This window comes from Gilliamella sp. LMG 34359 (assembly GCF_984569085.1).
In genome coordinates this window covers 446311-460188 of record NZ_OZ474906.1, presented here as the reverse complement: position 1 = coordinate 460188, position 13878 = coordinate 446311, and the positions used below count along the sequence as shown (strand labels likewise).

Annotated in this window: 10 protein-coding genes; 9 read left to right on the top strand and 1 reads right to left on the bottom strand. The window is 33.2% G+C overall.

The annotated features are described in order from the left end of the window. Positions 1-88 precede the first annotated feature (88 nt). The gene (locus AC5LXV_RS02210; protein ID WP_034884332.1) at positions 89-2890 is read right to left on the bottom strand and encodes a sigma 54-interacting transcriptional regulator; all 2802 of its coding nucleotides are present in this window, start codon (positions 2888-2890) and stop codon (positions 89-91) included. 555 nt (positions 2891-3445) lie between these two features. Between AC5LXV_RS02210 and AC5LXV_RS02205 the strand changes: the two genes are divergently transcribed. The 9 genes from AC5LXV_RS02205 to AC5LXV_RS02165 all read left to right on the top strand — a co-directional run bounded on the left by AC5LXV_RS02205 (position 3446) and on the right by AC5LXV_RS02165 (position 13808). Further along, positions 3446-4171: a PA3715 family protein gene (locus AC5LXV_RS02205; protein WP_110434851.1), complete on the top strand. Its 726-nt coding sequence runs from the start codon at positions 3446-3448 to the stop codon at positions 4169-4171. A gap of 358 nt (positions 4172-4529) precedes the next feature. After that, positions 4530-6392: a beta-glucoside-specific PTS transporter subunit IIABC gene (locus AC5LXV_RS02200; RefSeq protein WP_493467270.1), complete on the top strand. Its 1863-nt coding sequence runs from the start codon at positions 4530-4532 to the stop codon at positions 6390-6392. 12 nt (positions 6393-6404) lie between these two features. Further along, positions 6405-7871, top strand: coding sequence for a glycoside hydrolase family 1 protein (locus AC5LXV_RS02195; protein WP_493467269.1), 1467 nt, complete (start codon positions 6405-6407; stop codon positions 7869-7871). Between the two features lie 14 nt (positions 7872-7885). Continuing rightward, positions 7886-8722, top strand: coding sequence for a BglG family transcription antiterminator LicT (licT, locus tag AC5LXV_RS02190; protein ID WP_493467268.1), 837 nt, complete (start codon positions 7886-7888; stop codon positions 8720-8722). A 522-nt stretch (positions 8723-9244) separates the two neighbouring features. Next, positions 9245-10066, top strand: coding sequence for a hypothetical protein (locus tag AC5LXV_RS02185; protein WP_493467267.1), 822 nt, complete (start codon positions 9245-9247; stop codon positions 10064-10066). A 15-nt stretch (positions 10067-10081) separates the two neighbouring features. Beyond that, positions 10082-10765 (top strand): hypothetical protein, encoded by a 684-nt coding sequence (locus AC5LXV_RS02180; RefSeq protein WP_493467266.1) that lies wholly within the window; start codon positions 10082-10084, stop codon positions 10763-10765. A gap of 319 nt (positions 10766-11084) precedes the next feature. Next, positions 11085-12365 (top strand): MFS transporter, encoded by a 1281-nt coding sequence (locus AC5LXV_RS02175; protein ID WP_110424573.1) that lies wholly within the window; start codon positions 11085-11087, stop codon positions 12363-12365. A 14-nt stretch (positions 12366-12379) separates the two neighbouring features. Further along, complete coding sequence (gene pdxY / locus AC5LXV_RS02170) at positions 12380-13240, top strand: pyridoxal kinase PdxY (RefSeq protein WP_110434858.1); 861 nt, start codon at positions 12380-12382, stop codon at positions 13238-13240. Between the two features lie 100 nt (positions 13241-13340). Beyond that, positions 13341-13808, top strand: coding sequence for an STY0301 family protein (locus tag AC5LXV_RS02165; RefSeq protein ID WP_493467265.1), 468 nt, complete (start codon positions 13341-13343; stop codon positions 13806-13808). Positions 13809-13878 lie beyond the last annotated feature (70 nt).

Below are 13878 nucleotides of genomic sequence, written 5' to 3'. Positions count from 1 at the left end.
CTATTAACTTACAATAACAGGAGCAAAAAACGTGCCAACAAATTTGTCAGCTACCAAGGATGATAATTTATTTCTTAATAATCAATAACTAAGAGTATAATAATTCATAGATATATAAAAATTCTGCATCAGAGAGGCGAATAGTGTAACTCTTTTCAATAGGTAAAAAGGCTTCTTTGATGACAGATATCGCGTAATTAGAATGAATTGTCTGATTATCAATTGCCATCTGTAATGGTTTGCGACTAATTACAATACGTTCTACCATACAACAGCAGTGAATTAAAAAGCGAAGTGTCACTTGTTTGGAAGGATGCAGATCAAGTTTTTGACAAATATACTGATAAAGATCTTCCATTTCCCGCAAGATACGCTGTGGATTTAATACGGAGATCTGGTTAATGATACTTTCTAATGTTAACGCACCGATGAATTTCATGGTGCTTTTTTCAATAATTAACCGGCGTTCATTCTCACTCATATGAGGTTTTAGTAAGCTGATCACCAATTCCGGACCCTGCTCGGAGAAAAGTTCTTCTAATGAGATAAATGGAATGTCGGGTAGTTCTGGCTGAAAAGTACCAATAATACCTACTACACGCTCTTGTGTATTCAATATATTACGTAATCGTTCCGGACTACGAATATCATTATAATCAACAATCAATATGCGAGTATTAATCAGTAATTCTTTAAAGCTTTCTTCAATCACATTTTTAATTTTAACCGCAGTACCCATACCGGTAATACAAGATATCATTAATACTTGTTCGTGATCTTCATCGACTTGATCACACAACTTATAATCAATATTTTTATCTTGGATTAAATTAATTATTTCAGCAAAATCTTTGGCTGCATAAGTTATATCTAAACTAAAATCTAATAGTGCTGAAAGTGTAATATTGTGCAAAAGTAACACATTAATATTGAATAATTGGTGAATAACATTGCCAAAATGAACTAATGAACCGGTATCGACAATTAAAATCAATTGTTGGCATTCGTATTGCTTAATTTTTTCAATTAAAATAGCTAATGTGTCATGCACTGATTGCTCAAATGGCATATTAATCGGTGTGATTAGTTGATATTCTAAAATTCGATTAACATAATTAGCCATACTGGTTGCGGTAGTGTCACCATGAGCAATAAATATAACTTTATAATTGTCAGGCGCTGATTTTTTTAAGCGATTTAAACGGCATTCTTTTAAAAATAAACACCAATACACTATTTCCGTTGACGGGCATTGGATATAAAAAATAGCTTCTATACGCTTACAAACTAATACCGCATTTTCATACTCATCTTTACAGTGGTCTAAAATCAAATTAGATGAATACAAATTGGGAATTAATCCTTTTTGTATATATGCTAATAAGGTTAAAAAGTGTTTATGTAATAAACTTTTAAGATGATCTTGTAAAACAAATCCCAAAATTTCTTCAATATATTCTGTCAGGCTACTAATTCGTTTTTCTAACTGTTCACTATGTAAATATTGACTATGCCCACTATTTTTTTGATTGATGCCATAATCAAAAATATTTCGCAGTTTCTTTTTTAAGATCGATAGTGTTTCTTGTGGCGATACATGACTATTACGTAAATTCACATATTCTTGGGTAATAAAGGTATAAAAAAGATCACTATCTTCTTTGGCGGATAATAATGATAAGGTATTTTTCAACTGCAATTTATCTGTGGTAGATATCTCAATCTGGGCATCATTTTTGAATAAAGCATTAATTAATGTGGTCACTTCTGGAGTCGGCGCACAGGGTTCTTCAATAAAACGCTTATCAAGCAATAAGGTTGAGGATAGTTGATTAAGATCTGCCGCCCATCCTTGGGCACATAAAAACTGAATATCACTTTTTAACTGTCCGATATTACCTTTTAATGGTTTACTTAATAGATAAATTAAAGCAATTTTATCAATAGCAATCGTACGTTTTATCTTTCTGCTTTCAAGTAATATAAAATGAAAAATAAGTTCAGCACGCTCTTCTAAACTACGTTGCTCAATTGAAGGGAGCGTAATATAAACTTGAATACGTCTTAAAAAAGTACGCAGTAAACTTGATTGGATATTTTCTGTGGTAGCGCAAATTAAACGAATATTAACTTTTATTGGTTTATCACTTGAACCTAAAGGATGAAACTCTCCTTTATCAATTATTAAAAATAATTTTTCCTGACTTTCATTACTCAATCGATGTACTTCATCTAATAATAATAAGCCACCATTAGCTTGTTCAATCAGGCCGACTTTATTGTACGAAGCGCCAGTAAAAGCGCCTTGTTTATGACCAAATAGATGTGAAGAAAGTAACTCTTGGTTGTTATAGTATTCAGCACAATTAAAATAGATAAAAGGGACCGGTTGCTTATTTTGTTGTTCTCTAAGTTGATGCATTAACTCTGCAAAATAAGTTTTTCCAACACCAGAATCCCCCGTTAATAATACATGTAAACCATCAGGATAAAGTACCGCTGCACGCCCTTTTTCTACAGCCGTTTTCAAACTGCGATCATAACCAATCAATTGGCTAAATGGATCTATTATCGGTTCAGCAACTTTCGGTAATAACTGATATTGGGTACTTTCATCATAAACGTTTACTGTTAATTGCCGTTGAATCAACTCTTCGTAGGATTTTTTATCTAAAAAATAGACGGGGCGAGATTTGATTTTTAAAACTAAACCATCCAAAGTTAGTTGATTTAATTCTTTGCTTACAGAATTTCGCGCTATACCTAAATTATGTCCAATCGTATTGGCATCAAAACCCAAAACTTTAGTCAAGTCGGTAGTAAATTTATCCCTCAAAGTATTAGTAAGACGAATAAGTTCATGATGAATTATCTGTTTGCGTTTAGTCATAAACAGTAATTTTTATAAATAAATCAATAACAATAATATAACATAGTTTTATTGGATTAAGTCAAATTAACATTTTGGTTATGTGTGATAGGGTAATTATCACCGATATACCCGCAAATCTAACCGAGAAAAAAATAAAAATTATAATTCAACAATCTCAATACTAAATGATGATAAGACAGTGGAACATCAAGTGTTGCTTAACAAGCTAATGGATGCTAATAATTGAGAATTTAATCAAGGTTAATAATGAAAAACAACACTAAAGCAATTCGAATTGATATTGCGAATAAAGTGGGTGATAATATTTTTTAACTGGATTTTATTTTTAATTTTCACAATAAGATAGCTACAAATAATATAGAAATCTACAGTGATTTTATAGTAAATGATAATATTCTATTTATTGAACCTAGTGATGAAATTTATCAATTTAATATTATAGAAATAAAATACAGTATTGTGGTACACGTAGCCATTCGCAAACTTCTTGATAAAAATAAAGGTTAATGGAATAACTTAAAATCAGTTGATATAAAATTAAGGATCCCCCCAATGAAAAACATAAAAAAATTACTACTACTGATTACGCTTTGTTTGCCTATGGTAAGTAGTGCTGATTGTGAAAAATGGATTGATCAATTACTTGAAAAATACCACTCTTCTCGTGAAAGTGATATGCCGGTTTGTAAAATATGGCCTGCTGATGAAAGTAAAACAATTGTGGTTTTACCGTTTCCTCGTGGATCAGATGATTCTATTTTTTATGATCTTGATGTATTACTTATTGATACACAAAGTGGTGAAGTAATTGCTCATAATTGGGAACCCGATGCGTTTGTGAGTGATGCTATTCAATTAGTTGGTTTTGGAATCGATACTGCTCGTTATCAACTCAATAATGAATCCCGAGCTTTTGGAGTGCGGGTTGGTTTTCGCGGTAGCTCTAGCGTCTACCCTTTTTATGAACAACAAATTAACCTCTATGTACAGCAAAATGAAAAATTAAATCGCATTGTTAATCAGTTAGTGTTAAAAACATCTGGTGGTGAAATGTATAATTGTAAAGGTGAATTTCATAACAATGATGCTGTTTTATTATTAGGAAACAGTAGCACCAATAATTTTAAAGATCTGATTGTTTCTGATAAAGAGCAAAAGGGTATCATTAAAGTAAATAGCGAAGGGGAATGTGTTGAAGAAATCACTGAATCAACAAAAAGAGAATATATATTATATTATAACGGTGTTGAATACCCTTTACCGGAACCTATATATTAATCGCTAAGCAACCAAGATTCTTAATTAAAATCAAAACTTAAAATGGACAGATTCTATCTTTAATATTCTGTCCTTTATTTTTAACTCTAAAAGTTATTCTTTGGCATTTTATTCACTTTATATCTTAATAAATGATAACACTTAGTTAACTTAACTATTATTCTGCGGTAGTGATTGAGATCTAGTTCACAGTTCTTCTAAATGAAAATTGACTCAGCACCTATTGTATGTTTGTATGCTATTAAACAGGCATGTGACTGGTAGAGCAGGCAGGACCTTAATAAATTGCGTAGGTAAAACAGCATTTTATTAGGTTCTGCTTTTTTTTTACCACTAACAAGAGCAATAGGAGATAGTAATGGATTATCAAAAAATAGCAGAAACCATTCTAGATAATATTGGTGGCAAAAGTAACATCGCGCATTTAGAACATTGTGCAACAAGGCTAAGATTTACCTTAAAAGATGATAACCTGATTAATATTCCGGCTTTAGAAAAAATTGAGGGTGTTATAGGCGTACGGCAAAACGTTCAATGCCAAATAATTATTGGTAATGATGTGTTTGAAGTTTATAACGAAATAATTAAATTAATTGGCAACATTAACGAAAATAGCGTTAACCATCAGCCTAATAGCAAGAAAAAAATAAGTGCTATTTTACTCGATTTTCTTGTTTCAATTTTTCAACCATTAATTCCTGCAATTGCTGGCGGTGGTCTGTTGAAATCTTTTGTAATACTGTTTGCCATGCTCGGATTGATTGATGAGAATGGATCGAACTATAAAATTTTGCAATTAATTGGTAGTGCGCCCTTATATTTTTTACCGATACTGGTCGCATTTACCACGGCAAATAAACTAAAAGCGAATCCATTAGTAGCGGCATCCGCGGTAAGTGCGTTAATCCTTCCTGATATGGTGGCTCTGCTACAAAAAGACAGCAGCCTCTTCTCTCTGCCTTTAGAGAATATCAATTATGCGTTTCAAATATTTCCAGCCATTTTAACCATCCTTTTTTATTCTGTTGTTGAAAAATTTTTCACGAAATATTCATTTAAAGTTATTCGTCTGTTCTTTGTGCCAATGATGAGTTTAATCATAACAGTACCGGTCTCACTACTGTTACTTGGTCCCCTTGGCTACAACGCCGGTGTGATATTTTCTAAATTTATTATATTTTTTTATACCCATTTTTCATGGATTACCACCGGATTATTAGCCGCGGTACTCCCATTTATGGTTGTTGCCGGCATGCATAAAGCAATGCTGCCTTATGCCATTGATGCAATGGGTAAAACTGGATGTGAAATGTTATATATGCCGGCTTCTTTAGCACATAATATTGCCGAGTCAGGTGCTTGTTTTGGCGTAAGTATTAAAACTAAAAATAGTAAATTAAAATCGATTGCTTTATCTGCCGGATTATCCGCCCTTTTTGGTATTACCGAACCTGCGTTATATGGTGTGACAATTGTAAATAAAAAAATTCTTTATAGCGTGATGACCGCTGGTTTAATTGGTGGCGCTTTTGCTGGCATTATTTTATTAAAAGCATTTGTTCTGGTAGGTCCAGGTTTAGCCAGTATGACCATGTACATTGATAAAGACAATGCGATGAACATAGTCTGGGCATTTGTGACTTTAGGGATATCGTTTTTAGTGGCATTTATTCTTTCCGCCATACTATTCAAAGATAGTGTTGAGATTGATGATGAAAAGATAAATAACAATACTAAAAATATAACTAAAGATGAAGTTATCCAAATTAGAAGTCCGATTAAGGGTAAAGTGATAGCAATGACGGAAATTAACGATAATGTTTTCTCTACTGGTATTGTTGGTCAAGGTATCGGTATTATTCCCAATGATGGCGTTTTAAAATCACCATGTAAAGGGGTTATCGCTATGATATTCCATACTAAACATGCATTGAGTATTAAATTAAACAATGGTGCTGATCTGCTTTTTCATATAGGAATCGATACGGTACAACTCAATGGAGATGGCTTTGAGACACTGGTTAATGTTGGCGATATTGTCGATATTGGTGATGATTTAATTAAATTTGATATCAACATCATTAAAAATAAACAACTAGATCCTACTGTAATATTTTTAGTCACCAATCCAGAAGACTATACTATTTCTACTTTTAATGAAAATAAACAGGTCACTAACGACGATACTATTTTAGAAATTAAGCCAAAGGTATTAAGCTAAGGAGAGTAACCAATGAAAAATTTAGCATTTCCAGATAATTTCTTATGGGGCGGAGCGATAGCCGCCAATCAAATCGAAGGCGCATGGAATATTGACGGCAAAGGAATTTCTGTTGCAGATATAGCAACCTATAAACCAAATCTCGATGTCAAAGATTATGTTGCTCATATGGCGGTAACCAGTGAAGGAGTAATGGCAGCGATAAGCGATCCTTCTGATAAAAATTACCCAAAACGACGAGGTATTGATTTTTATCATCGCTATAAAGAAGATTTAGCACTTTTTGCTGAAATGGGATTTAAGACATTACGCTTATCAATTGCTTGGACCAGACTGTTTCCTACTGGTGAGGAACTTACACCAAATCCTGAAGGCGTTGAGTTTTATAAAAATGTTTTTAAAGAGATGAAACGACTTGCAATAGAACCTATTGTCACCTTATCGCATTATGAAATGCCAGTAGCATTAAGTATTAAATATAATGGTTGGGTAAAACGTTCAGTGATTGATGATTTTGTCCGTTTTTCTACCGTTTGTTTTGACCAGTTTGGCGCTTATGTAAAATATTGGTTAACCTTTAATGAAATAGATAGTATTTATCGACACCCGTTTACTACAGCCGGAATTATTCCGGATAAATGTAAAGACGGGCAGCTTGAACAAGATATCTATCAAGCGTTACATCATCAATTTGTAGCAAGTGCACTGGTTACCAAAATCGCCCGTGAAAAAATTGCAGATTGTAAAATAGGCTGTATGCTCACTAAATTAACCACTTATCCATTGACCTGTAAGCCTGAGGATGTGGAATTGGCGTTGCAAAAAACCTTAGACAATTATTTTTACGCCGATGTACAAATTAAAGGCGAATATCCTAAACTTACATTGGCTAATTTAAAACAAAAAGGAATTGATATTAAGTTTGAAGAGGGCGATAAGCAACTTCTTAAACAAAATACCGTCGATTTCTTATCTTTTAGCTACTATATGTCAAAAGCTGAATCGACAAATCCTGATGCTGATCGCATACCCGGTAATACGATTATCGGCGTTAAAAATCCTTATTTAAAATCCACTGAATGGGGCTGGCAAATCGATCCTAAAGGGTTAAAAATTTCGCTAATTGAACTCTATGACCGCTATAATATTCCAATGATGATCGTCGAAAATGGTATCGGCGCGGTTGATAAGTTAGAGGGTGGTACCGTTCATGACCATTATCGAATCGAATACTTTAAAGAACATTTTAAACAAATGAAAGAAGCCATTGATGAGGGCGTGGAGTTAATTGCTTATACCAGTTGGGCACCAATAGATTTAGTCAGCGCCAGTACATCGCAAATGTCGAAACGATATGGTTTTATTTATGTCGATCAAGATGATGAAGGTAATGGCACCTTAGCTAGATATAAAAAGGAATCATTTTATTGGTATAAAAAAGTGATTGAAACCAATGGTAAAGCTATTTACGACAAATAGCTGGAGTGTGAATAATGATTTTGGTGGTGAAAGTACTAAATTCTAGTGTCGTTTTAGTCGAAGAAGAGGGTATCGAGAAAATTGTATTAGGCAAAGGCATTGGTTTTGGTAAAAAACCAGGTGATACTATTGATGATGAGCGAGTCGATAAAATCTTTTTAGAGAATAATGTCAAGCTTGCTTATATCACCGATTTAGTCAAGGAAGTGCCTTTTCAATTTTTTCAGATAACCAAAGAAATCATCACATTAGCTGAAAATGACTTAAACAGAAAACTGAATAATAATATTTATTTAACCCTAACAGATCATATTTACTTTGCGGTCGAAAGAGTTAAACAGGGTCTGTTCATCCCCAACAAACTATATTGGGAAATAAAAAATTATTATCCACAAGAGTTTAATATTGCTAAGCAAGCTATTGAGTTACTCAATGCCAGATATGATCTCGCTTTTCCCGAAGAAGAAGCGAGTAATATCGCATTTCATCTGATTAACGCTCAAACCACCAGCACGCAAAATCTTAACGCATTTCAATATGCCAAAATGATAAATTCGATAGTGAATTTGGTGAAGTATTCCGTCGGCGTGCCAATAGATACCTCATCAATTCACTATAGCCGTTTTATTACCCATATTAAATTTTTTGTAGAACGATTTTATGCCAATAATCAATTACAAGAAGATAATAACGATCTTTATCAACAAATATCCTCGCTTTATCCTTATGCGATGCATATTGCAGAGAAAGTAAAACAGTACATCGATCAAACTTATCATTATTCAATATCCGATGATGAGGTGGTCTATTTGGGGATCCATATTAATAGACTAATACGCAATACTAAATAATTAGTCTTAGCAGTATATCTAAACGGATAATAACTAGGTAAGCAATCCTAATAAGATAATTTTCTCTTCTTTGATTCTAAAAAAATCTTGAGAGATCATTTAGTTCTCAATTATTTATAGCTAACTGTTTTACTAAAAATTGCTTTTAATTGATTAGCCTTACCAATATGGCAAAATTGGATTTCAAAATGGCGTATGATCATAACTTGTAATCTAAATAATATAGTTATCTTAATAAAATAACACTATTTGCCAACCTAACCAGTTAACATGCATTGATAGTACTAACGTCGTTATTGGTAATGGATATAATTAGATTAAACCTTAACCATATTAACGGTAAATAATATAGTTAACAAATCCCTATGATTCTATGTAATACGATGTATAATCACTACAATTAAAATAAATATTGTAGTTGATTAATACCATGATATTTATGATTAATTTATCGAACGGTGTTACTAACTAATTTCAGGAAGAACTATTATTGATAGTTTGAAAATATTAAGGAGTTGGAAAGTGTTACATGCAGTTATTAAGAAAAAATGCCATTATCTTTTAAAAGAGCAAAATAATATTAGAATACCTCGAGAAGATATCATTACCTCCACAATATTTGGTCCACTACGTTATTTTGAAGCTAAAGAAATTCATTTTTTCATTACATCTATCGCTGGAATTCAGACTAATTTAATTGATGATAGCAAGTTACAGATAAAAGCTAATATTGATTTTTGGCCATCTAAAATAGATACTTTTAATAATGAGTGTAGAAGAACTGAACCTGATATTGTCTTCAATTTCAAAGTGAATGACAAAAAGGAAACTTATATATTTGAGTTAAAATGGGGCACTTATTCTTTTTCAGAAGATCAAATAGAAAGAGAGTGGCAGTTTTTTAAATCGCCAGAAGAGGATGCAACATCTTATTTAATCTATTTAGCTAATTATGTTGATACGTTTAATGCTATTAAAGCCAGTAAAAATAAGAATTGGAAAAGTTTAACGTGGTTAAATTTTTTACATAAAATAAAAGAAATTAAGCATCAAAGTCATAATCCAAAATTACAGCATTATTTAGATGATTTAATCAGCTTTTTGGGTTGTTTAGATTTTAGAGAATTTGATTCTTTCTCTCATCTAAAACTCAACATAGATTCTGACTTAAAAATTAATTATCATTTTCGAAATATTGGGGATGATTTAATCAGCTTTTTGGATTGTTTAGATCTCAGAACATTTAACGCTTTCACCAATCTAAACCTCAACATAGATCCTGACTTAAAAATTAATTATCATTTTCGCAATATTGGAACTGATGTATCTTCATCTAACATTTAATTGGAGTGGTCAACAATGGAAAATAATATTATGCGCGAACAAGGTATAGCAATTACCAATGCATTAAATGAGTACAAAAGATTCACTGAAGAAGTCGAGGTGTTAAAAAGTACTATTTCAGATAAAATCAAAGCCTATTTTGATAAAAATGCTAAGCAATACAAAATAGATTCGACAAAATACACAACAAAAAAGTTTAACAACGGTTGGTTTTGTGAGTGGATTAGCTTAAGTGTTCCGATTTCAAAGATAAATGCCAAAACAGGAACAGAACCTTATGGCTATTTGAACTTTCAATTATGTTTTAGTGGCGAAACGGTTTTTGATAAATCAATAAGTGAAGAGCCATTTCCATTAATTCATATTATTTTTTGGGAAAGTATGGTACATCGAGATTCATATTTTAGATACCCAGTAAGTGAAAGTGAATATTTTGATGAAGACGAAGAAGCTGGTAAATTTATTTTTATTGATGATGAAAATAAATGTGTCTTATCTCTTCTTTACGATAAGCTTCCTAACAATTGTTGGACTTATAGTGTTGAGCTAATGAAGATCAATTCCGATAATATTGAAGATATATTATTTAAACCAGCTATTGAATTATTGGAAAACAACCAACTTATCCTAAGTAACAATAAGGCGTTAGAAGGCGTTATCAGAAAATATCCACCTTTAGAAGAATTTATTATTGAATAATAATCGCCAAGTAAATTACTAGCAATAGCTAATTTTTAATAAAAAATTAAGTCATTGCTAGTAGCTAATTCAATTATTTTAAGCATAATATATATAATTGAATAAAACATAGAGTTTTACTAATTCATCGAACTATTTTTATAAAGCTGACATTGTGGTTTAATACTTTAGTTTTTTAATACTTTAGTGTTTTAATACTTTGGCTTTTTAGATAATTTTCCCTCTCTTATCAGATTACAAATTGTGATATTAATGGTTTTGTGTTAGTTTCTCTGTTTCAACTAACTACATTCATCATCGGCTCCGCCAAGGTCTAACTATGCCCAATTCATCTGCTAAAAAAGTTGCTTTTGCTGCTTTTATTGGTACTACTATTGAGTGGTATGATTTTTATATCTATGCGTTAGCATCAGTATTATTTTTTGGTCAGCTCTTCTTCCCTTATGATAATCCATTTTTGCAAGTTTTAGGGGCTTTTGCCACTTTTGCCGTTGGTTTTTTATCTCGACCATTAGGCGCAATCATTTTTGGCCATATTGGCGACCGTTTGGGGCGTAAAAAATCGTTAATTATTACCTTGCTGTTAATGGGCATTGCTACAACGTGTGTTGGCTTGTTACCCTCTTATCCACAAGCGGGGATCACCGCACCAATACTGTTAGTTGGCTTACGAATATTACAAGGTATTGCTGTCGGTGGTGAATGGGGTGGTGCGGTATTAATGGCCAATGAGCATGCGCCGAAAGGCTTGAAAAACTTTTTCTCATCATTTGCTCAGTGGGGTAGCCCGGCAGGTAATATCCTCGCATTACTGGTTTTTTCTTATATCATTAGCTTGCCTACTGATAAACTTATTGATAGTGGTTATTGGCGTATCCCGTTTTTAGCCAGTTTTGTTCTATTAATTGTTGGTATCATTGCCAGAATTACCTTAACCGAGTCACCCGTATTTATTGAATCAGCTAAAAAGCAAGCTAGCCTGAAACAAAAAGAGTCGGTACCAATTATTGAGGTGTTTAAACAGGCAACGCCAATACTGATATTAGCCATATGCGCCAATGTACTGTCATTTAGTGGTATTTTTTCTAATACGCTAATGATTGGGTATACTACTATGGCGCTTGGTATTGAAAAAAAGGTCATCGTTGATGCACTATTTTGGATTGCGATGGTACACTTTATTGCGCAACCATTTATCTCTTACTTTTCAGAAAAGTTCTCAGCAACACGCTTTTTAATTGTCTCGGCGGTATTCGCTATGGCGTCAGTCTTTCTGTTGTTTCCAATTATTCAGGCAGGAACAAAAACTAGCTTTATTATTGGTATTTCATTAAATGTACTTTGTTACAGTGGTTTCTATGGGGTAATAGCTGGTTATTTAAGCCGAGTTTTTCCAGCCAGAATTCGCTATACCGGCTTATCCATGAGCTATCAAGCTTGCGCAGCCATTTTTGGTAGCTTAATTCCATTGTTGGGTGGATATATTATTTATGAACACGGAACTAATTGGTTACCATTAGCCTTATTTTATTGCGGTTTAGCAATGCTATCCATTATCAGCATCTATCTATTAAGTGGCTATCACTATTATGATGAATAAAAAGGCGACTATTTATGAAAACCGTTCTATCAATTCAATCTAATGTTGTTTATGGTTATGCTGGCAACAAAGTTGCCACATTGGCCATGCAATTACAAGGCGTTGAAGTTATGCCGATCCACACAGTACAACTATCGAGTAATACGGTTTATCCTGATTACGATGGTATTGTACTGGGCGCTCAACAAATTACTCGAATAGTAAACAGCTTAGAAAAAATTGGCGTTCTAAAATCAATTGATGCTGTCATATCGGGTTACATCGGCCTTGCCGAACAGGGCGAAGAGATCCTCGAAGCGGTAAAAAAAATTAAATACTATAACCCGAATGCCATTTATGTTTGCGACCCGGTTATGGGCGGTGATATCTATAAAGGTAGCTCATTGCCGCAAAATATTATTGATTTCTTCACTAAACAAGCCATCAAACACGCAGACTATATCACCCCCAATTTATTAGAACTGCAATTATTATCGAATATCGAAATTAAGACGTTTGACGATGTACAAACAGCAATCAAAAAACTACAAAATCAACCTATCCAAGCGGTATTAGTCAAAAATCTAGTTCATGCAGGCAAAACCACAGAGTTGTTTGAGATGATTTTGGCCACCAAGTCGCAAAACTATCACCTTGCACGACCACTATATGACTTCCCTTATCGCCCATTAGGTGTTGGGGACTTAATTTGTAGTTTATTTACGGCCCACTTAGTTAATGGCAAATCACAACTAAATGCCTTTGAGTTAGCCGCTAATGCAGCTAATCATGTACTGGCGGTGACAAAACAGAAGGATGCCAGAGAACTGGCAATCATTGATGCTCAAGAGTGGATTAAACAACCTAATTTACAGTATCGCGCAACACAATTCTGATAAAAACAGAATTTGAATAATCAGCTAACTTGATTTAAATTATTGCTATAATTAAAAATCTTAACAATAAGTAAGATACAATTTAAATAGGATTGATGATATGCGAGGCAAGATATTCAGTATAAGTTTAGTGGCAATGGTTTGGTTTGCAGCTATAAGTATAGCCAATGCTGACGAAATTGATTGCCCGGCCAGAATCAACATTAAATCCGACAATCCCGAGCTGGAAAATATTCCCGAAGGCTGGCAAGTTTCCGATAAAAAAGATCGCCACCTGTTACTCAGTGGTATAGGTGTTTATTCCGATGAACCGGTTAAATTATTCCAATTAAAGCCTGAAATTGGGATTATCGATGGCCAAAAACATGACCTCACTTGGCAAGTTAATTCTGTCTATGACGAAGGTGGCAGCTACGTTAGTTGTAGCTATAATCACGATGAAGTCCAATTGATAAAGAAACTCGATCCATCGATGAAAAGTTGTTGGGCACTTTATGCAAATGATAAAAACCAAGCCATAAAAGCCAAACTTATCTGTAGTGCTAGTGAATGGCAAAAAGTGGAATAAATCTGTTTTTTTATTTTAAATGCTTTGAATTTAATTATCTTCAATAGCGTTTGTTATGCTTAGTCGGTTT